This is a genomic window from Streptomyces sp. NPDC005263, from assembly GCF_042872365.1.
Lineage (GTDB): Bacteria > Actinomycetota > Actinomycetes > Streptomycetales > Streptomycetaceae > Streptomyces.
Map to the genome: position 1 here is coordinate 1 of NZ_JBIAKJ010000020.1, position 19314 is coordinate 19314.

The 19314-nt window shown below is 70.2% G+C and carries 17 protein-coding genes and 1 pseudogene; 9 read left to right on the forward strand and 9 right to left on the reverse strand.

The features are described 5' to 3' along the window. Positions 1-415 precede the first annotated feature (415 nt). The gene (locus ACFYRY_RS41410) at positions 416-1057 is read right to left on the reverse strand and encodes a DNA-3-methyladenine glycosylase (RefSeq protein ID WP_389158232.1); all 642 of its coding nucleotides are present in this window, start codon (positions 1055-1057) and stop codon (positions 416-418) included. Between the two features lie 137 nt (positions 1058-1194). On the opposite strand from ACFYRY_RS41410, the gene ACFYRY_RS41415 reads away from it, so the two are divergent. From ACFYRY_RS41415 to ACFYRY_RS41425, 3 genes are all read left to right on the forward strand, one after another. Continuing rightward, positions 1195-1977: a sporulation protein gene (locus ACFYRY_RS41415; RefSeq protein WP_389158235.1), complete on the forward strand. Its 783-nt coding sequence runs from the start codon at positions 1195-1197 to the stop codon at positions 1975-1977. A 42-nt stretch (positions 1978-2019) separates the two neighbouring features. Further along, positions 2020-2562, forward strand: a complete 543-nt coding sequence (locus ACFYRY_RS41420; protein ID WP_389158237.1) for a YbhB/YbcL family Raf kinase inhibitor-like protein — start codon at positions 2020-2022, stop codon at positions 2560-2562. Positions 2563-2708: 146 nt separating this feature from the next. Next, positions 2709-3215, forward strand: a complete 507-nt coding sequence (locus tag ACFYRY_RS41425; RefSeq protein WP_389158239.1) for an HNH endonuclease — start codon at positions 2709-2711, stop codon at positions 3213-3215. Between the two features lie 105 nt (positions 3216-3320). Here ACFYRY_RS41425 and ACFYRY_RS41430 read toward each other — a convergent pair whose 3' ends face one another. The 3 genes from ACFYRY_RS41430 to ACFYRY_RS41440 form a co-directional block, all read right to left on the reverse strand. Next, positions 3321-4268, reverse strand: a complete 948-nt coding sequence (locus ACFYRY_RS41430) for an SPFH domain-containing protein (RefSeq protein WP_389158242.1) — start codon at positions 4266-4268, stop codon at positions 3321-3323. Between the two features lie 140 nt (positions 4269-4408). Then, positions 4409-4840 carry an NfeD family protein gene (locus ACFYRY_RS41435; RefSeq protein ID WP_389158245.1) on the reverse strand — a complete coding sequence of 144 codons (432 nt, stop codon included), beginning with the start codon at positions 4838-4840 and terminating at the stop codon, positions 4409-4411. 95 nt (positions 4841-4935) lie between these two features. Next, positions 4936-5733, reverse strand: a complete 798-nt coding sequence (locus ACFYRY_RS41440) for an ABC transporter ATP-binding protein (protein ID WP_356775343.1) — start codon at positions 5731-5733, stop codon at positions 4936-4938. Positions 5734-5883: 150 nt separating this feature from the next. Between ACFYRY_RS41440 and ACFYRY_RS41445 the strand changes: the two genes are divergently transcribed. Continuing rightward, complete coding sequence (locus ACFYRY_RS41445; protein WP_389158249.1) at positions 5884-6672, forward strand: hypothetical protein; 789 nt, start codon at positions 5884-5886, stop codon at positions 6670-6672. A gap of 216 nt (positions 6673-6888) precedes the next feature. Here the strand turns inward: ACFYRY_RS41445 and chpE are convergent, their stop codons facing one another. The 3 genes from chpE to ACFYRY_RS41460 form a co-directional block, all read right to left on the reverse strand. Continuing rightward, a complete protein-coding gene (chpE, locus tag ACFYRY_RS41450) occupies positions 6889-7131 on the reverse strand; it encodes a chaplin ChpE (RefSeq protein ID WP_389158252.1) in 243 nt (80 codons plus the stop codon). 169 nt (positions 7132-7300) lie between these two features. Continuing rightward, a complete protein-coding gene (locus ACFYRY_RS41455; protein ID WP_389158254.1) occupies positions 7301-7942 on the reverse strand; it encodes a response regulator in 642 nt (213 codons plus the stop codon). Next, on the reverse strand, positions 7935-9104 hold the full coding sequence (locus ACFYRY_RS41460) for a GAF domain-containing protein (RefSeq protein WP_389158257.1): 1170 nt from the start codon (positions 9102-9104) through the stop codon (positions 7935-7937). The genes ACFYRY_RS41455 and ACFYRY_RS41460 overlap by 8 nt, the downstream gene beginning before the upstream one ends. Before the next feature lie 208 nt (positions 9105-9312). On the opposite strand from ACFYRY_RS41460, the gene ACFYRY_RS41465 reads away from it, so the two are divergent. The 3 genes and pseudogenes from ACFYRY_RS41465 to ACFYRY_RS41475 all read left to right on the forward strand — a co-directional run bounded on the left by ACFYRY_RS41465 (position 9313) and on the right by ACFYRY_RS41475 (position 12324). Beyond that, entirely contained in the window at positions 9313-10008 is a 696-nt protein-coding gene (locus tag ACFYRY_RS41465; RefSeq protein ID WP_389158260.1) for an SDR family NAD(P)-dependent oxidoreductase, read from the forward strand. Further along, positions 10005-11098, forward strand: a pseudogene (locus tag ACFYRY_RS41470) (S-adenosylmethionine:tRNA ribosyltransferase-isomerase). The gene ACFYRY_RS41465 and the pseudogene ACFYRY_RS41470 overlap by 4 nt, the downstream one beginning before the upstream one ends. Before the next feature lie 296 nt (positions 11099-11394). Further along, positions 11395-12324 carry a transglycosylase SLT domain-containing protein gene (locus tag ACFYRY_RS41475; RefSeq protein ID WP_389158263.1) on the forward strand — a complete coding sequence of 310 codons (930 nt, stop codon included), beginning with the start codon at positions 11395-11397 and terminating at the stop codon, positions 12322-12324. A gap of 91 nt (positions 12325-12415) precedes the next feature. Here ACFYRY_RS41475 and ACFYRY_RS41480 read toward each other — a convergent pair whose 3' ends face one another. Further along, entirely contained in the window at positions 12416-15004 is a 2589-nt protein-coding gene (locus ACFYRY_RS41480) for an FHA domain-containing protein (protein WP_389158266.1), read from the reverse strand. A 240-nt stretch (positions 15005-15244) separates the two neighbouring features. Between ACFYRY_RS41480 and ACFYRY_RS41485 the strand changes: the two genes are divergently transcribed. Both ACFYRY_RS41485 and serB read left to right on the forward strand, forming a co-directional pair. Next, positions 15245-17191, forward strand: coding sequence for a streptophobe family protein (locus tag ACFYRY_RS41485; protein WP_389158268.1), 1947 nt, complete (start codon positions 15245-15247; stop codon positions 17189-17191). A 268-nt stretch (positions 17192-17459) separates the two neighbouring features. Beyond that, on the forward strand, positions 17460-18683 hold the full coding sequence (gene serB / locus ACFYRY_RS41490) for a phosphoserine phosphatase SerB (protein ID WP_389158271.1): 1224 nt from the start codon (positions 17460-17462) through the stop codon (positions 18681-18683). Positions 18684-18780: 97 nt separating this feature from the next. On the opposite strand, the gene ACFYRY_RS41495 is transcribed toward serB, so the two are convergent. Then, positions 18781-19299 carry a SixA phosphatase family protein gene (locus tag ACFYRY_RS41495; protein WP_389158274.1) on the reverse strand — a complete coding sequence of 173 codons (519 nt, stop codon included), beginning with the start codon at positions 19297-19299 and terminating at the stop codon, positions 18781-18783. Between the last annotated feature and the right edge of the window lie 15 nt (positions 19300-19314).

The window sequence follows — 19314 nt, forward strand, 5'->3', positions numbered from 1 at the left end:
ACGGGGTATCAACATATCTGGCGTTGACTTTTGGCACGCTGTTGAGTTCTCAAGGAACGGACGCTTCCTTTGTACTCACCCGAGAGACTCTCTCGCGGCTTTCCTCCGGGCGCTTCCCTTCGGTCTTGCGTTTCCGACTCTATCAGATCCTTTCGGACCTGATTCCCTGCCGGAGGGGATTTGCCGGTTGGCCTTGGCTTTCGCTTGTCGGCCTTTCGACATTCACTACGTTAGCCGATTCCCGAGCCAAACTCATAATCGAGTTCCGCGGGTTCCGAATTCGGACGTGCGGACACGTCGAACTCGCCCCCGCTGGAGGGAGTCGTAGGTAGTGGGTTGGCCACTTCCGGCTGCAGGCGATCGCCGTACCCGGGTCAAGCGGCTGGAGCTACGTTACGCATCTCGGGGAGGCGCGTCAACTTCGGCGACGCCTGGGCACGTGGGCCCGATAGGGGCTCACGGTCGGGTCGTTGGCGATCCAGAAGCGCCAGGGGTGCACGCCTCCGTCGCCGGCCACACCGGTGCGGGGGCCGTTCAGTACCTGGTCGGAGGGGACGGGCGTACCGGTCAGGACCCGTAGCGGGGTGTCCTCCGGGGTGCAGACGTCGGTGCCGTTCAGGGTTCGGTCCACGCCCAGGGCGGTGGCGAGGCGGGCCGGGCCTTTGGCCAATTCCTTGTCATTTCGGGCTGACAGGCGACGTTTCCGCGCAAGTTCGGCGCCCTCGACGATCTCGCCGGCACGGAGCAGAACGGCGCTCGCCCTGTCCTCGGGGCCGCACACCAGGTTCATGCAGAACCACATGCCGTAGGTGAAGTAGACGTACACGTGTCCGGGGGGACCGAACATCACGCCGTTGCGGGCCGTGCGGCCGCGATACGCGTGGGAGCCGGGGTCGGTCGGGCCGTCGTAGGCCTCGACCTCCGTGAGGCGGAGCGCGATCGGGCCGTCCGGCGTGGTGCGAACGAGCGTGCGGCCCAGGAGGTCCGGGGCGACTTCCAGGACAGGTCGGTCGAAGAACTCCCTGGAGAGGGGCGTACGGTCGGGGGTCGCGATCATGCAGTCCGAGGGTAGTGCAGACGGGTGGGCGCAACGGGGTGGTACGGGGGCGTTCGCCTTGCCAGGGTGAGGACCCGGAACCGGTCGCGACCGGAGCGCGTTTCTAAGGATCAAGGATCCACACGAGAGGGAGAGACATGGCGTTCAAGAAGCTGCTCGCGAGCCTGGGGGCCGGCGGGGCTTCGGTGGAGACGGTGCTGACTGAGGTCAACGTCGTTCCGGGTGGTGTCGTCCAGGGTGAGGTGCGGATCCAGGGCGGGTCCGTCGACCAGCAGATCGAGGCACTGTCGGTCGGTCTGCAGGCCAAGGTCGAGGTCGAGAGCGGTGACCAGGAGTACAAGCAGGACATCGAGTTCGCGAAGCAGCGGCTCGGCGGCGCCTTCGAGCTGAAGTCGGGCGCCGTGCACGCCGTGCCTTTCGGGCTGGAGATCCCCTGGGAGACGCCGATCACGACGATCGACGGATACTCGCTGCCGGGGATGCACATCGGAGTGAGCACGGAGCTGGAGATCGCGCGAGCGGTGGACTCCGGTGACCTGGACCCCGTCAACGTGCACCCGCTGCCCGCGCAGAAGGCGATCCTGGACGCCTTCATCCAGCTGGGCTTCCGGTTCAAGAGCGCGGACATGGAGCGTGGCCTGATCCGCGGTACGCGCCAGAGGCTGCCCTTCTACCAGGAGATCGAGTTCCTGCCGCCGCAGCAGTACCGCGGCCTGAACCAGGTCGAGTTGAGCTTCGTCGCGGACTCGAACGCGATGGACGTCATCCTGGAGATGGACAAGAAGCCGGGCCTGTTCAGTGAGGGCAGTGACACCTTCCGGTCGTTCCAGGTGGGGCTGCACGACTACCAGAGCACCGACTGGGCCGCGTACCTCAACCAGTGGCTCTCCGAAGTCGGCAGCAGGCGCAACTGGTTCTAGGCTCGGAACCACACACTCCAGAACCGATCAGGAGGTACCGAGGTGCCCGAGCTCAAGAGGCGGCCACTCCCCCACGACTTCCATCCGCCCGTCCCGTCGTTCGCGGTGGCGAGCGAGGACGTCGCGGAAGGCGCGACGCTCAAGGATGCTCAGGTCCAGGCGGTCGGCAACACCTCGCCGCATCTGCGGTGGGAGGGCTTCCCGCCCGAGACCAAGAGCTTCGCCGTGACCTGCTACGACCCCGACGCTCCGACCGGCAGCGGGTTCTGGCACTGGGTCGTGTTCGATATCCCGGCCTCAGTGACCGAGTTGCCGGTGGGCGCGGGCAGCGGCAAGTTCGAGGGACTGCCGGACGGTGCCGTACAGGCCCGGAACGACTACGGGACCAAGGACTTCGGTGGTGCCGCACCACCGCCGGGGGACGGACCGCACCGGTACGTGTTCACGGTGTACGCGGTGGACCAGGAGAAGCTCGGTCCGGACTCGGACGCCTCTCCCGCCGTCGTGGGCTTCAACCTGAGGTTCCACACGATCGCGCGCGCTCAGCTCGTCGGTGAGTACGAGGTGCCGGCCGAAGAAGCCTGACGTTCATGGAACGTTTGCCCGCCCCTGGTCATGGAAGTGATCAGGGGCGGGCACTTTTTATTTCGTTGTCCATCTCGGCGTGCCCGGCCAGAGTTGATCCCAGTCCGCCGAGGGGTGGGCGGGTGCACACGGGAGGTGGGCTGGTCATGCGGGACACGCTGGTACTGAACGCGAGCTTCGAGCCGCTGTCGACGGTGACGTTGAACCGAGCCGTCGTTCTGGTGCTCCAGGACAAGGCCGTCGTCGAACAGTCCCACCCCGAACTGCGCATGCGCGGAGCCGCGGTCGACATACCGGCGCCCCGGGTGATCAGGCTGTGCAGGTACGTGAGGGTGCCCTTCCGAAGACAAGCACCGTGGTCGAGGCGCGGTGTCCTGGTGCGGGACCGGCACAGGTGCGCGTACTGCGGCAGGCGGGCGACGACCGTGGACCACGTGGTGCCGCGGTCGCAGGGTGGTCAGGACACCTGGCTGAACACGGTGGCCTCGTGCGCACAGGACAACCACCGCAAGGCGAACCGGACTCCGGAGGAGGCGGACATGCCGCTGCTGCGGCTGCCGTTCGAGCCGACGCCGGCTGACGCGATGCTGTTGTCTCTGGGCAACGAGGACCTGGGGGCTCTGCCGGACTGGCTGGCGCGGGAGGCCGCGTAGCGGCTGCCGGGATCGGTTGTGGTGCGGCTGCGGGTCCGTTGTGGCTGGTCGCGCAGTTCCCCGCGCCCCTTGGGGGGTGCGGGGAACTTTTGTTTTGAGGCGGCGTCAGTCGATCGACGGCTTCTCTCGGCGTTCCGTGGCGCCGTTGCCGGAGTTGCCTCCGCCCGAACCGCCGCCCATGCCACCGAAGTTGCCCATGGCGCCGGACAGGCCCTTGAGGGCGTCGCCGATCTCGCTGGGGACGATCCAGAGCTTGTTGGCGTCGCCCTCGGCGATCTTCGGGAGCATCTGGAGGTACTGGTAGGACAGGAGCTTCTGGTCCGGGTCGCCTGCGTGGATCGCCTCGAAGACGGTACGGACCGCCTGGGCCTCGCCCTCGGCGCGCAGGGCGGCGGCCTTGGCCTCACCTTCGGCGCGCAGGATCTGGGACTGCTTCTCACCTTCGGCGGTGAGGATGGCGGCCTGGCGCGTACCTTCCGCGGTGAGGATGGCGGCGCGCTTGTCACGGTCGGCGCGCATCTGCTTCTCCATCGAGTCCTGGATGGAGGTCGGCGGCTCGATGGCCTTCAGTTCCACGCGGTTGACCCGGATGCCCCACTTGCCGGTGGCCTCGTCGAGGACACCGCGCAGGGCCGCGTTGATCTCCTCGCGGGAGGTCAGGGTCCGCTCCAGGTCCATCCCGCCGATGATGTTGCGCAGTGTGGTGACGGTGAGCTGCTCGATCGCCTGGATGTAGCTGGCGACCTCGTAGGTCGCGGCCCGGGCGTCGGTCACCTGGTAGTAGATGACGGTGTCGATGTTGACGACCAGGTTGTCCTGGGTGATCACCGGCTGGGGCGGGAACGGCACGACCTGTTCACGCAGGTCGATGCGGTTACGGATGGTGTCTATGAACGGGACGACGATGTTGAGTCCCGCGTTGAGTGTCCGCGTGTAGCGCCCGAAGCGCTCGACAATGGCCGCGCTGGCTTGCGGGATGACCTGGATCGTCTTGATCAAGGCGATGAAGACCAACACCACCAGGATGATCAAGACGATGATGACCGGTTCCATCCTGTTCCCCGACCCCTTCTCCGCATCGGCGCTTTCGGAAGATCTTATGGTTGTTGAAGATCTTGCTGGTCGAGTCTGACAGACCGTCGCGTGCCTCGTGACCGTTCCGTTCAGTTACGTACCGGCCCAACGGGCAGAGGTCACATGACGATCGCGGTGGCGCCCTCGATCTCCACCACGTCCACTTCTTCGCCTACTTCGTAGGCATGGCCGGTGTCCAGGGAGCGGGCCGACCAGACTTCGCCGGCGAGTTTGATCCGGCCGCCGGAGCCGTCGACGCGTTCCAGGACGACGGCCTGTCTGCCTTTCAACGCATCCACGCCGGTGGCGAGTTGGGGTCGCTGTGAACGGTGCCGGGTGGCGATGGGCCGTACGACAGCGATGAGGGCGACCGAGACGATCACGAAGGTGAGCACCTGGATGACCACGCCTGCGCCGATCCCGGCCGCGGTGGCGGCGGCCACCGCGCCCACCGCGAACATGCCGAACTCCGGCATCGCGGTCACCACGAGCGGGATTCCGAGCGCTGCCGCGCCGACGAGCCACCACACCCATGCGTCGATGTCGTTCACGGGGTCATGGTAGGGCCGCAGGTCCTGCCGCCGACAGGGCGCACAGTGCCTGGGAACAGCTTCTTACCCGGGTTTTCACACGCTCCGGGCCGGTTTCAGGACAACGGGAGGCCCCGCGCGGTCCAGCGGTCGCCGACCTGCTCGACGACGAGCGGGAGACCGAAGCAGAGGGAGAGGTTGCGGGAGGTGAGTTCGAGCTCCAGCGGGCCGGCCGCGAGCACCTTGCCCTGGCGGATCATCAGGACGTGGGTGAAGCCGGGGGCGATCTCCTCGACGTGGTGGGTGACCATGAGCATCGAGGGAGCGATCGGGTCGCGGGCGAGACGGCCGAGGCGGCGTACCAGGTCCTCGCGACCGCCGAGGTCGAGGCCGGCGGCGGGCTCGTCGAGGAGGAGCAGCTCGGGGTCGGTCATCAGCGCGCGGGCGATGAGGGTGCGCTTGCGCTCGCCCTCGGAGAGCGTCCCGAACCTGCGGTCGACGTACTCGCTCATGCCGAGACGGTCGAGGAAGGCGCGGGCGCGCCGCTCGTCCACGTCCTCGTACTCCTCCTGCCAGCCCGCGGTCATGCCGTAGGCGGCGGTGAGCACGGTCTGCAGGACCGTCTGGCGCCTGGGGAGCTTGTCCGCCATGGCGATGCCGGCCATGCCGATGCGGGGGCGCAGTTCGAACACGTCGGTGCCGGGGGTGCCGAGGGTCTCGCCGAGGATGGTGGCGGTGCCCTTGCTGGGGTAGAGGTAGCTGGACGCGACGTTCAGGAGGGTGGTCTTGCCGGCGCCGTTCGGGCCCAGGATGACCCAGCGCTCGCCCTCCTTCACCGACCACGAGACCTGGTCCACCAGAGCCCGGCCCTCGCGGACCACGGATACGTCCTGAAGCTCCAGAACATCGCTCATGAGCGCGTTGTCTCCCCTGCAGTGTGGCCGGTCTCGGCTGTCGCGTTCGCCTGTGGCTCGGTCCGCCGCGCCGATGGGCGCAGCCCTCGAAGAAATCTACGCCACCGGTCCCCCGCTCCATTCCATCGGTCCGGTCCTTAGGGTGGAGGCATGCTTTCGGAACCACGTTCAGGACGCCTTGCCGCCTGGGGAAATGCCCTGTTGGCCGGACTTGTCTCGCCGGACGACGCCGTACTGGCCATCGTGGGCGAGGACGCGGTGCACCGCGTGGAGGGGCTGCCTGGGGAGTCGGCGCCCGTCGGTCTCACGCTCGGTTTGGGGCGGTTGCGGTCGCTCGGGGTGGTGGGGCTGCGGATCGCGCTGCCGGCGCCCGGGCATCCGCTGGGGCTGAGCGGACCGCCGGAGTTCAACGCGCGTGCCTTGGACGCGGAGGAGGCCGTGGTCTGTCACGGGGCCGCGCTGGGGCTGGTGCCGGAGGTGTACGAGGCGGGCCCCGAGGGTGATGTGCATGTCGAGGTGGTGTGGCATGTGCTTCCCGTGCGGGAGGCGCCGCCCGCGGACGTGCCGTCGCTCGGGGAGGCCGAGCGGGAGCTGGCGGAGGCGCTGCGGGATGCGACCGAGGTGCTCACGCGGCTGGATGTGGCCGGATCGGGGCCGGTGGCGGAGGCCGCGGTCGAGGCGTACCGGGCGCGGGCCGAGCAGGGCCGGGAGGTGTTGGCGCCGGGGTATCCACCGCGGGCGGTGCGGGTTCTGGAGTTGGCGCAGCGGGTGGGACTGCTGGTTTCCCTGGCGCACGGGAACGGGCATGGGGGTGCGGTCAGCTCCGCTGAGATGAGGGCGCGTTCCGAGGCTCTGCGGCCGGTGGAGCAGACGGCTCGGCGGGCGGCTGTGGCCGCGTACAACGCGTATGTGGAGGAGCGGGAGCGGGGGGTGCGGTGAGCTTCGGTCGCGCCATGAGGAGCGTTCTTGCCGTGTGTGCGTGTGCGACCCGGCCGCGGGTGGTGCGCTGATCGACGCCGGGGGGTCGGGGGCGGTACGGGGGATTCGCCCGCGCTCCGGTTGGGATCCGACGTGAGACGAACGTGAGACGAAAGAGGACCGGCCTCCCGGGTGGGCCCGGGAGGCCGGAGGTCACTGCCCGTTCGGTGACGGGTGTCAGCGGTTGATGCCGAGGTTGCCGAAGGCGGGGTTCAGTGCGCCGATGACGTTCACGCTGTTGCCGACCGCGTTCACCGGGATGTGCACCGGGGCCTGGATGAGGTTGCCCGAGGCGACGCCCGGGGAGCCCACGGCCTTGCCGTCGGCGTGCGCGTCGGTGGCGGAAGCCATTCCGGCACCGGCGGCGATCAGCCCGCCGGCCACCATCGTCACGGCCGCTGCCTTCTTCAGGTTCTTCACTTCTGAGCCCTCCCTAGCGATTGCCGCGGCAGTCGCCGCAGCACGCACTGGAGAACGGCGGGGATCGGTGAAGGTTGCGCCATCCGGGGGACATTCCCACGACGGTATGAATCTCTGACCGGAGTGGAACGCTCCGTATTGCCGTGCGGAGCGCGCGCCGGGGTGCGTCTCAGCCGGTCACACCATGGCGTACGGCCCACAGGGCCGCCTGGGTGCGGTCGGCCAGGTCGAGCTTCATCAGGATGTTCGAGACGTGCGTCTTGACGGTCTTCTCGGACAGGACCAAGGCGCGGGCGATCTCTCGGTTGGAGCGGCCGTCCGCTATCAGTCCGAGCACCTCCCGCTCCCGCTCGGTCAGCGAACCGCCTCTGCCGTGGCCCGAGTTGGTGTCCTCCTGCGACAACAGGGCGCCCGCGACCTCCGGTTGGAGGAGGATGTGGCCCGCGTGGACGGAACGGATGGCGCCGGCCAGGGCGTCGGGGTCGATGTCCTTGTAGACGTACCCCGCGGCGCCGGCGCGCAGGGCCGGGACGACCGTGCGCTGCTCGGTGAAGCTGGTGACGATGAGGACGCGGGCGGGGTTGTTCAGTTCGCGGAGCTTGCGCAGCGCGTCGACGCCGTCCATGCCCGGCATCTTGACGTCCATGAGGACCACGTCGGGTTTCAGTTCCTCGGCGCGGGCGACGCCCTCGGCGCCGTCGGCCGCCTCGCCCACGACCTCGATGTCGTCCTGGACCTCGAGGAACGTGCGCAGTCCCCGGCGGACCACTTGGTGATCGTCGACGAGCAGCACCTTGATGGGGTCAGCCACCGGGGACCTCCAGCTCGATCGTGGTGCCCTTGCCGGGCGCCGATTCCACAGTCAGCCTGCCGCCGACCCCGCTCGCCCGGTCCCGCATGGAGACCAGGCCCAGGTGGCGGCCCGCGCGGCGTACCTTCTGCGGATCGAAGCCGCTGCCGTCGTCCGTCACCCGGAGCACGGCGCCGCCGCCGCGTCGTTCCACCGCCACGTCGATGTGTCCGGCGTCCGAGTGCCGCAGGGCGTTGTGCAGGGCCTCCTGGGCGACGCGGAGCACGGCTTCCTCCTGGGACGCGGGCAGAGCGCGGACGCCGTTGCTGAGGAAGGTCACGCGCGCGGTGTGCGCCCGGTCGAGGACCTGGATGTGGGTGCGCAGGGTCGCCACCAGTCCGTCTTCGTCGAGGGCCGCCGGGCGCAACTCGACCACCGCGGCGCGCAGTTCGTCGGCGGCCTCGGCGGCGAGGGCGGCGACCTGCTGGAGTTCGCCCTTGGCGCGGGAGGGGTCACGGTCGACCAGGGCCGTGGCGGCCTGGGCGGTCAGACGCAGGGAGAACAGCTTCTGGCTGACCGCGTCGTGCAGTTCGTGGGCCAGCCGGGAGCGTTCCTCCGCGATGGTCAGCTCGCGGCTGCGTTCGTACAGGCGGGCGTTGGTGAGGGCGATCGCCGCGTGCTGGGCGAGGATCCCCAGGAGTTCCGCGTCCTCCTCGGTGAAGCCGCACCGGTCTTCCGGCTCGGGGCTCGAGGAGTCCCCCTCCCGACGCCGCTGCTTGTTCGCGAGGAACAGGGCGCCGATGACCTCCTCGCCGTCGCGGATCGGCAGGCCCAGGAAGTCGGACATCTCCGGGTGGGCGGAGGGCCAGCCCTCGAAGCGGGGGTCCTCGCGCACGTCGGCGAGGCGCTGCGGGCGGGCCTCCTGCAGCATCGCCGCGAGGATGCCGTGCTGGCGCGGGAGCGGGCCGATGGCCTTCCACTGGGCGTCGCTGACGCCGTCCACCACGAACTGGGCGAAGCCGCCGTGATCGTCGGGGACGCCGAGCGCGGCGTACTGCGCGTCGAGCAGGTCACGCGCGGAGGCGACGATCGTCTTGAGGACGTCGCGCACCTCCAGGTGCCTGCTCATGGCCAGCAGCGCGGAGCTCACCGCGGCGAGGCCGGACCGGGGGCCTTGACTCATGTCCTCACGGTACCGGCGGGGGGTGACCGTGCGGATCGGACCTGGGGCGGCTGTCGCCTAGGGCGGGGGACCTAGGCCCTGAGTGTCGGACAGGACCTAGGGCGAAGGACCCCGCCCGTCTGCGGCCCGCGTCCGAGGCGGCGGGGGTGTGCCGGTTCCTACGGTGGGGGCACGCCGATCAGGAGGCGTCGAGGACGAGGGGTGTGTCATGCCGGTAGCGATCATCACGGGTGCCTCGAAGGGGCTGGGGCGGGCGCTGGCCGACGCCCTGGCCGGCCGTGGCTGGGACCTGGTGCTCGACGCCAGGGGCGCCGGGGCACTCGCGGCGGCGGCCGACGCGGTCTCCGGGCACGGGACGCGGGTGACGGCGCTGCCGGGGGACATGACGGACGCCGCCCACCGCGCCGAGCTGGTGGCGGCGGCCCGGGAGCTGGGCGGGGTCGACCTGCTGGTCAACAACGCGAGCGCGCTGGGTGCCGAACCGCTGGTCCGGCTGGCGGGGCTGCCGCCGGCGGGACTGCGGCGGGCGCTGGAGGTGAACGTGGTGGCCGCGCTCGGCCTGGTCCAGGAGGCGCTGCCGATGCTGCGCGCCGCCGAGGCGGGCGCGGTGATCGCGGTCAGCTCGGACGCGGCCGTGGAGCCGTACGAGACGTGGGGCGGCTACGGGGCGTCGAAGGCGGCCCTGGACCATCTCACGGCGGTGCTGGGCGAGGAGGAGCCCGGGTTGCGGGTCTGGGCGGTCGACCCCGGGGACATGGCGACGGGCCTGTACGCGGCGGCCGTGCCTCAGGACGAGGACCCGCGGCCCGAGCCGGTGACCGTGGTGCCGGCGTTCCTGCGGTTGCTGGACGAGCGCCCCGCGAGCGGGCGGTACGGAGCGGTCGCACTGCTGGAGTCGCCGTGACGCCGGTGGCGAAGGTGCCGGCGGAGCTGTCGGCGCGGGTGCCTGCCGAGCAGCGTGCGCAGGGGCGGGACCGGGACGCCGTACGGCTGCTCGTGTCGCGGGGCCTGGAGGTGTCGCACCACGGGTTCGTGGAGCTGCCCCGGCTGCTGCGGGCGGGGGATCTGCTGATCGTCAACACGTCCTCCACGCTGGCGGCGGCCGTGGACGGGCGGATCGGGCACGCGCGGGTGGTGGTGCACTTCTCCACCTGCGGGGACGACGGGCGGTGGGCGGTCGAGCTGCGGGATCCCGACGGGACGGGCACCACACGCGCGCGCACCGGAGGGCCCGCGGGGACGGAGGTGCGGCTGCCGGCCGGGGTACGGCTGGAGCTGGAGGAGCCGGTGGGCGCGGGGGGCGAGCGGCTGTGGTGGGCTCGGGTGTCCGCCGGGAGGGGTTCGGGCGTCCTCGGGCTGATGCGGGAGTACGGGCGGCCCATTCGCTACGCCTACACGGAGCGGGACCAGCCGTTGTCCGTGTACCGGACGGTGTTCGCGCTGCCGTCCGCGGACGGGTCGGGAAGTGCGGAGATGCCGAGCGCGGCGCGGCCGTTCACCGCGCGCATGGTGACGGAGCTGGTGAGCCGGGGTGTCCGGTTCGCGCCGGTCACGCTGCACGCCGGGGTGGCCTCGGCGGAGGCGCACGAGCCGCCGTATCCGGAGCGGTTCGCGGTGTCGGAGGCCTCGGCGGAGTCGATCAACGCGGTGCGGGCGGGGACGGGGCGGGTGGTGGCGGTCGGTACGACGGCCGTGCGGGCGGTGGAGTCGGCGGCCGGGCCCGATGGGGTCGTGCGCGCGTGTGCGGGGTGGACCGATCTCGTGGTCACCCCGCAGCGCGGGGTGCGGGTGGTGGACGGGCTGCTGACCGGGCTGCACGAGCCTCAGGCCTCGCATCTGCTGATGCTGGAGGCGATCGCCGGACGGGCCGCGGTCGCCCGTGGTTACGAGGAGGCGCTGCGCGGGCTCTACCTGTGGCACGAGTTCGGCGACGTGCACCTCGTCCTTCCGCCTGAACCCCTCACTCACAGCATTGCGCCAGCAACTGTTGGTGAGAGCGTTGCTCCTCCCATGTGAGCCCGGACATAGGGCGCACATCACGTACGAGGGCAAATAGGAGACAAAGGGTCCCTACCTGAACGGGGCAGACGTTCTAGTCTGTCCCGATTTGCCCTTCCCCGGTCCACTACCCGGGGTCGTACGTCACACCTTTGCATGGGCATTTTGCGGCCGCTAAGAATGGCTGCCGTCGCTCAGCGCCGCGGGTTCGGTCCGCGGCGTTTGTGCAGGAAGCACCCGTCCCCACCGGACGACGAGCGACCTCCGCGCTATTTCGAAGAGGTCCATCCGCATGCTCCAGAACATCAAGTTCCGCACGCTCCAGAACGTCCAGAACGTCAAGGCCCGCACGCTCCGGAACGCCCAGGACATCAAGGCCCGCACGCTCCAGAACATCGAGGGCATCAAGTCCCGAGCGCCCGAGAACATCCAGAACGTCAAGGCCCGAAGTCGCGCCCTGCCCAAGAAGCACAAGATCGGGATAGCCGGTGTCTCCGCGCTCGGCGCCGCCGCGATCGCGTTCAGCGCGGTGCCGGGCGGGCAGACGACCACGGCCGAGGCGGCCGCCCCCACCCACGTGACCTACAGCGCCGAGCAGCTCAAGGGCGTGCAGTCGGGCGTCACCGAGCAGCTCACCGGTGCCGGCACGCAGGGCAAGGCCGTCGACGCGCAGGCCAAGGCGCAGGCCAAGGCGCAGGCGGCTGCCAAGGCCAAGGCGCAGGAAAAGGCCGAGGCGGCCGCCAAGGCCAAGGCTGCGGCCCGGGCTCAGGCCGCCGCGAAGAAGCGGGCGGCCGAGGCGGCCGCCCAGAAGAAGGCCGAGCATGCCCGCCAGGCGAAGAAGGCCGCGAGCCGGTCCGCCAAGCGTCCGCACATGAAGGCCGTCGCCGCGAAGAAGACCTACGCCAACAACCTCAACGGCTGGATCAGGGAGTCCCTGGACATCATGAAGGCCAAGGGCATCCCGGGTTCGTACAACGGTCTGTACCGCAACATCATCCGGGAGTCGTCGGGCAACCCGAACGCGATCAACAACTGGGACATCAACGCCATCAACGGCATCCCGTCGAAGGGGCTGCTCCAGGTCATCCCGCCGACGTTCAAGGCGTACCACGTCGCGGGCACGTCCTGGAACATCTACAACCCGGTCGCCAACATCACCGCCGCCGCCAACTACGCGGCCGACAGGTACGGCTCGATGGACAACGTCAACAGCGCGTACTGAGGCCGCGCGGACCTCTTCACGCCGAAGGGCGGCGCCCCCACCGGGGCGCCGCCCTTCACTGTCGTACGGAGACGAGGCCGTACGAAGAAGATCACTTGCGCATGACCTCGGGCTCGTGGCGGCGCAGGAAGCGGGCCACGAAGAAGCCGCAGATCACACCGAGGACGATCAGGGCGGCCATGTCCATGCCCCAGGCGCCGACCGTGTGCTCCCACAGCGGGTCGTTGTCGCCGCCGTCCTTGGGCGGGCTGATCTTGTTGAAGTCCAGCGTGGCGCCCGCGGCGGCCACCGCCCAGCGGGACGGCATCAGATACGAGAACTCGTTGACGCCGACCGCGCCGTTCAGGGTGAACAGGCAGCCGGTGAACACGACCTGGATGATCGCGAACATGACCAGCAGCGGCATGGTCTTCTCGGCCGTCTTCACCAGCGAGGAGATGATCAGGCCGAACATCATCGAGGTGAAGCCGAGCGCCATGATCGGGATGGACAGCTCGATCATGGTGGCGCTGCCGAGGACCACGCCCTCCTTGGGGATCTCCCGGCTGGCGAACCCGATGACGCCGACCAGCAGGCCCTGGAACACGGTGATCAGACCGAGCACGAACACCTTGGACATCAGGTACGCGGAGCGGGACAGGCCGGTGGCGCGTTCCCGCTCGTAGATGACCCGTTCCTTGATCAGCTCACGGACGGAGTTCGCGGCGCCCGCGAAGCAGGCGCCGACCGCGAGGATCAACAGGACGGTGGTGGCCGTGCCGTTCGGGATGATCCGGCCGGTCTTCGGGTTGGCCGGGTTGGGCAGCAGGCTGTTGCCGGAGTCGATGAGCAGACTCACCGCGCCCAGGACCGCCGGCAGGATCACCATCAGGGCCAGGAAGCCCTTGTCGGAGGCGATCACCGAGGTGTAGCGACGCACCAGGGTGACGAACTGGGACATCCAGCCCTGCGGCTTCGGCGGCTTCATCGCCTGCATCGGCGGCATCTGTACGGACTGCGGTGCGACGGCGTCGATGTCCGCGGCGTACATCTGGTAGTGCTGTGAGCCCTTCCAGCGGCCCGCCCAGTCGTAGTCGCGGTAGTTCTCGAAGGCGGAGAAGACGTCGGCCCAGCTGTCGTAGCCGAAGAAGTTCAGTGCCTCCTCCGGCGGACCGAAGTAGGCGACCGAGCCGCCGGGCGCCATCACGAGGAGCTTGTCGCAGATCGCCAGCTCGGCGACGGAGTGGGTGACGACGAGGACCGTACGGCCGTCGTCGGCGAGGCCGCGCAGCAACTGCATGACATCGCGGTCCATGCCCGGGTCGAGTCCGGAGGTCGGCTCGTCCAGGAAGATCAGCGACGGCTTGGTGAGCAGCTCCAGAGCCACCGAGACGCGCTTGCGCTGGCCACCGGAGAGGGAGGTGACCTTCTTCTCCTTGTGGATGTCCAGCTTCAGTTCGCGCAGCACCTCGTCGATACGGGCCTCGCGCTCGGCGCCCGTGGTGTCGGCGGGGAACCGCAGCTTGGCCGCGTACTTGAGGGCCTTCTTGACGGTCAGTTCCTTGTGCAGGATGTCGTCCTGCGGGACCAGACCGATGCGCTGGCGCAGCTCGGCGAACTGCTTGTAGAGGTTGCGGTTGTCGTAGAGGACGTCGCCCTGGTTGGCGGGCCGGTAACCGGTGAGCGCCTTCAGGAGCGTCGACTTGCCGGAACCGGACGGACCGATGACCGCGATGAGCGACTTCTCCGGGACGCCGAAGGAGACGTCCTTGAGGATCTGCTTGCCGCCGTCGACCGTGACGGTCAGATGGCGGGCCGAGAAGGACACCTCACCGGTGTCGACGAACTCCTCGAGACGGTCGCCGACCAGGCGGAACGTGGAGTGGCCGACGCCGACGATGTCGTTCGGGCCGAGCAGTTGCGAACCGCCCTTGGCGATCGGCTGGCCGTTGACGTACGTGCCGTTGTGCGAGCCCAGGTCCCGGATCTCGAAACGGCCGTCGGGCGTGGCGTGGAACTCCGCGTGGTGCCGGGAGACCTGGAGGTCGGAGACGACCAGCTCGTTGTCCAGCGCGCGACCGATCCGCATCACGCGGCCCAGCGAGAACTGGTGGAACGTGGTGGGGCTCCGGTCACCGTAGACCGGCGGCGCCCCCGCGCCACCACCGGGAACCTGCTGGGCGTACGGCTCACCCGGGCCCTGCTGCTGCGGAACCTGCGGCGCGGCAGCCTGCTGCGGCTGCTGCCAGCCGGGGTGCGGGGCCTGCTGGGGCGTTGCCTGTGCGGGCGATGCCTGCTGTTGGGGGGCCTGTTGGGGCGGGGCCGCTGCCCAGGCGGGGCCCGCGCCCTGGGCCGCGTACGGCTGCTGTTGGGGCTGTGCCTGCGGCGAGGCGACAGCGGCCGCGGCCGCGGCCCCGGAGATGTCCAGGCGCGGTCCGTCGGTCGGGTTGCCGAGGTGCACGGCCGAGCCGGGGCCGATCTCCATGTGGTGGACCCGCTGCCCGCGCACGAACGTGCCGTTGGTGCTGCCGTGGTCCTCGACGACCCAACTGCGGCCGCTCCAGCTGATCGTGGCGTGCCGCCACGAGACCCTGGCGTCGTCGAGAACCACATCCCCCTGCGGATCACGTCCCAGGGTGTATGGCCTGGACGCATCGAGCGTCCAGGTCCGTCCGTTCAATTCCAGTACGAGTTCCGGCACTCCATGCCCCACTGAGTAGTCCCCCGAGTTACCCCCATCACAGGGAGTCTAGGGATGTCGAACATCGTCGGGAACTATTTCAGGCTCGGCCCTCTGACCGAAACTCGGGCCTTGTGAAGAAGGAGTACGTCCGGTTCGACTGTTTCCGTTGACGGGGTTGAAAACGGCCCGGAGAGTGGTAAATGACGCGAGGGGGACATGCGCGGCGACTCGGTCGCGCAGCGGATCGGGGGGTCTGCCATGAGTGCGTTCCTGACCGGCGGGACCGCGAAGCCGGGCACGAGGCTGCCGTGGCGCGACATCCTGCTCGCCGCGATCGCCTCCGTGAGCTGGGCGTTGATCGGGATGGCGGGTACGGCGGCGCTCGGCCTGCATCTGCTCCAGGCCGATACCGCGAGTTCGCTCGGCCCGATGACCGCGGCGGTTGTGGCTCTCGGTGCGGGTGGTTCCGTCACCCCGTCCGGCGATGTCTCCGCGTTCGGGCTGACGGGCGCTGAGGCGACGACGGCCATCGAGATCACGCCACTCGGGGTCAGCCTGGTGGGCGGGCTGCTGCTGTCGTGGTTCTTCTTGAGGTCCTTGCGGACGGCCGGAGTTGTGATCGCCCCCTCCGAACTCCTCGCGCGGGCGGGGGCGGTGGTCGCGGTGTTCGTGGCGACACTGGGCGGGCTGGCCTGGGCGGGCCACGACGTCATCACCATCGACGGGAGCTCACTGGGTCTGGACGACCTGCCCGGCGGTGGCGGGGGCAGCGGCGGCATCGAGATTCCCGGGGTGGGTGACCTCGGCGATCTCGGGGACATCGGGGGGCTGCTGCCGGACCGGATCGGCGGGCTCATCGACGCGAAGGCGGCGGTCGGTTTCACGGTGGAGACCGCGGCGACCCTGCTCGGCGGGCTCGGCTGGTCGGCCGGGGTCCTGCTGATCGCGCTGCTGGCCTCGCGCCGCACTCCGCTGCCGCGCGGCTGGGAGGCCGTGCACCGGGTGGTCAGGCCGGCCGCGTCCGCCCTGGTCACGGTGGGGCTGGTGGCGGTGGCCGCGGGGTTCGCGGCGGCGGCGTACGCGGCGATCGGGGACGACCATCCCAAGCGGATCGTGGGAGCGGCGCTGCTGGGCGCGCCGAACGGGGTGTGGCTGGGTGTTCCGATCGGCCTGTTCGTGCCGTGGGACGGCAGTGCCACGGGCGAACTGACGCGACTTCTGCCGGCCCCCATGGACGACCTGCTGGGCAACGGCTCGGACCAGTCCATCACGCTGGGTCGCCTGGCCGAACTGGACGGGCGGGTGTGGCTTCTGGGGGTCGCGGCGGCGCTGATGATGCTGTCGGCGGGGGTCCTGACGGCTGTGCGGACGCCGGTGGGGGCGGGGGGTCCCCCGGGTTCTGGGGCAGGGAGCTTCGCGGGCGCGGGGTCCGGGGGTGTACGGCGTCCGGGGGCCCTGGGTTTCGCGGGGCGGTGTGCCCTGCGGCTGGGGATCGCGACCGCGTTGACCTTGCCCCTGCTCGCCTGGCTGACGGAGGTGTCGGTGGACGCCTCGCTGTCGGTGCTGGGCTTCGACGCGTTCGGGGCCGGGATCGACCTCCACGGGAATCTCGGTGCGGCGTTGCTTCTCGGCGCGCTGTGGGGTGCGGTCGCGGGAGCCCTCGGTGCGCTGCTCGCCCACGCGACGGGGGCGGCGGGGCGACGGGCGGCACCGCCGGCACGGGGGGACGTGGGCGTGAAGACGCCGAGGGCGGACGGGGGGCGTGTTCCGTACGGGGGCGAGGGCAGCGGGCCGTACATGGGCGAGCCCGGGCGGCCGGGGAGTGGGTACGCGGCCGGGGTCGGAGGGTCGTACGCCGGTGAGGCCGGGCCCTACTCCCCCGGCTCGCCGCACCGGCCACCGAACCCGGCCACCAACCCGTATCTGCGGGTGCCGGAGGAGCCGCGGGACGCGCGGCCACCGGAGACCAGGCCGGCGCCCGGTGCTGGGGCGGCGGCCGGGCCGGGGCATCCGTCCGGCGTCGACATGTACGGCGCGCCCACGGTGGCCCGGCCGCTCGGACCGCCTCCCCGAAAACCCCGCAAGCCTCCCGAGCCGCGGCCCGAAGGCCGCCCGCGGTCCCCGCAGGACGACGGACCGCCACCACCGCCACCGCCCCCGACTCCTCCCCCGCCGCCGGGGAGGCCGAAGCGGGGACGAGACTGACCCGCCCACCCCGCATCCGCGCACCCGCGCACCCGCGCATCCCGCACCCGCGCACCCGCGCACCCGAAGAGTCGCCCGGCGGCCGATGCCGTGGTCGCGCGGCCTTCGACGGCGGAGTCGCTCAGCTGCCCTCGCCGCGGTGGTCCGCGCCGCGCATCGGTGGTCGATTCGTAAGGTCAGGGCCACCGCCACGTCACCCACTGTTCCGTGTCCGTCAGACGGACCTGGCGAGCGGGCGGCACTGCGTGCCGGATACGGTGGAACCACCATGAGCGCTTCGCAGACCTCGTCCTATGAGTCCTCTGACGTCCCCACCCTTCTCGTCAAGATCTTCGGGAAGGACAGGCCGGGCATCACCGCCGGACTCTTCGACACCCTCGCCGCCTACTCCGTCGACGTGGTCGACATCGAGCAGGTCGTCACACGTGGCCGGATGGTGCTGTGCGCGCTCGTGACCGCGCCGTCCCGCGGCCTCGACGGCGACCTGCGCGCCACCGTCCACAGCTGGGCGGAATCGATGAAGATGCAGGCGGAGATCATCTCCGGCCTCGGCGACAACCGGCCGCGTGGCCTGGGGCGTTCCCTGGTCACCGTGCTCGGCCATCCGCTGACCGCGGAGGCGACGGCAGCGATCGCCGCGCGTATCACCCGGGCCGGCGGCAACATCGACCGTATCTTCCGCCTGGCCAAGTACCCCGTGACGGCCGTGGAGTTCGCGGTGTCCGGTGTGGAGACGGAGACCCTGCGCACCGCCCTGGCGACCGAGGCGGCGGCGCTCGGGGTCGATGTCGCGGTGGTCGCGGCCGGCCTGCACCGGCGGGCGCAGCGCCTGGTCGTCATGGACGTGGACTCGACACTCATCCAGGACGAGGTGATCGAGCTCTTCGCCGCGCACGCCGGGTGCGAGGACAAGGTCGCCGAGGTGACCGCGGCCGCGATGCGCGGCGAACTGGACTTCGAGCAGTCGCTGCACGCGCGGGTGGCGCTGCTGGAGGGGCTGGACGCCTCGGTGGTGGACAAGGTCCGCGCCGAGGTGCGGCTGACGCCGGGGGCGCGCACGCTGATCCGCACGCTGAAGCGGCTCGGCTTCCAAGTCGGTGTGGTGTCGGGTGGGTTCACCCAGGTCACCGACGATCTGAAGGAGCGGCTGGCACTCGACTTCGCCCAGGCCAACACGCTGGAGATCGTCGACGGGAAGCTGACCGGCAAGGTCACCGGCGAGATCGTGGACCGGGCGGGCAAGGCGCGGCTGCTGCGCCGGTTCGCCGCGGAGGCGGGCGTACCGCTGTCCCAGACGGTGGCGATCGGTGACGGTGCCAACGATCTGGACATGCTGAACGCGGCCGGACTCGGGGTCGCCTTCAACGCCAAGCCGGTGGTGCGGGAGGCCGCGCACACCGCGGTGAACGTCCCGTTCCTGGACACGGTCCTGTATCTGCTGGGCATCACCCGTGAAGAGGTCGAGGCGGCGGACGCACACGTGGAGGACTGACCGGGACCTCGTACGAGAACCGAGCAGGACGTCATACGAGAGGGGCCCGGCGCTGCCGGGCCCCTCTCGCGTGCGTCTCGCGGGTCGTGGGGTCGGGTCAGTCGGACGGTGCCCAGTAGTCGAGGAGGGTGGCCACGCCAGGCTCCAGCGCCTTCCAGGAGCCGTCGAACGACAGGACGGCGAAGGCGGCGGCCGGGAACCCGCGCAGGCTCATCCGGTCACGGGCGTCACCCTCGGCCGAACCGGCGAGGATGTCCGCGAGACCCTGCACACCGGGGTTGTGGCCGACCAGGAGGACGTGCCGCGCGTCGTCGGGAGTTTCGTTGAGCAGGGCGATCAGCTCACCGGGCGAGGCCTCGTAGATCCGCTCCTCGTAGACCGTCTTCGGTCGCTGCGCGAACTCGTGGACGGCGAGTTTCCAGGTCTCGCGGGTCCGGGTCGCGGTGGAGCACAGGGCCATATCGAAGGAGAGACCTGTGTCGGTCAGCCTCCGTCCGGCTTCGGCCGCGTCCATTCGGCCCCGATCGGCGAGCGGCCGCTCATGATCGGTGACCTGTGGCCAGTCGGCCTTCGCATGCCGGAAGAGGACGATCCTGCGGGGTTCTGCGACGCTCATGGGATCCAGCTTCGC

What these genes read in the sequence shown, in the direction of transcription:
- ACFYRY_RS41440 (WP_356775343.1), bottom strand. Translation starts at nt 5,733, where the DNA reads ATGAGCGATGTTCTGGAGCTTCAGGACGTATCCGTGGTCCGCGAGGGC.
- ACFYRY_RS41485 (WP_389158268.1), top strand. Translation starts at nt 15,245, where the DNA reads ATGAGTGCGTTCCTGACCGGCGGGACCGCGAAGCCGGGCACGAGGCTG.
- ACFYRY_RS41475 (WP_389158263.1), top strand. Translation starts at nt 11,395, where the DNA reads ATGCTCCAGAACATCAAGTTCCGCACGCTCCAGAACGTCCAGAACGTC.
- serB (WP_389158271.1), top strand. Translation starts at nt 17,460, where the DNA reads ATGAGCGCTTCGCAGACCTCGTCCTATGAGTCCTCTGACGTCCCCACC.
- ACFYRY_RS41415 (WP_389158235.1), top strand. Translation starts at nt 1,195, where the DNA reads ATGGCGTTCAAGAAGCTGCTCGCGAGCCTGGGGGCCGGCGGGGCTTCG.
- ACFYRY_RS41465 (WP_389158260.1), top strand. Translation starts at nt 9,313, where the DNA reads ATGCCGGTAGCGATCATCACGGGTGCCTCGAAGGGGCTGGGGCGGGCG.
- ACFYRY_RS41430 (WP_389158242.1), bottom strand. Translation starts at nt 4,268, where the DNA reads ATGGAACCGGTCATCATCGTCTTGATCATCCTGGTGGTGTTGGTCTTC.
- ACFYRY_RS41410 (WP_389158232.1), bottom strand. Translation starts at nt 1,057, where the DNA reads ATGATCGCGACCCCCGACCGTACGCCCCTCTCCAGGGAGTTCTTCGAC.
- ACFYRY_RS41445 (WP_389158249.1), top strand. Translation starts at nt 5,884, where the DNA reads ATGCTTTCGGAACCACGTTCAGGACGCCTTGCCGCCTGGGGAAATGCC.
- ACFYRY_RS41460 (WP_389158257.1), bottom strand. Translation starts at nt 9,104, where the DNA reads ATGAGTCAAGGCCCCCGGTCCGGCCTCGCCGCGGTGAGCTCCGCGCTG.
- ACFYRY_RS41425 (WP_389158239.1), top strand. Translation starts at nt 2,709, where the DNA reads ATGCGGGACACGCTGGTACTGAACGCGAGCTTCGAGCCGCTGTCGACG.
- ACFYRY_RS41495 (WP_389158274.1), bottom strand. Translation starts at nt 19,299, where the DNA reads ATGAGCGTCGCAGAACCCCGCAGGATCGTCCTCTTCCGGCATGCGAAG.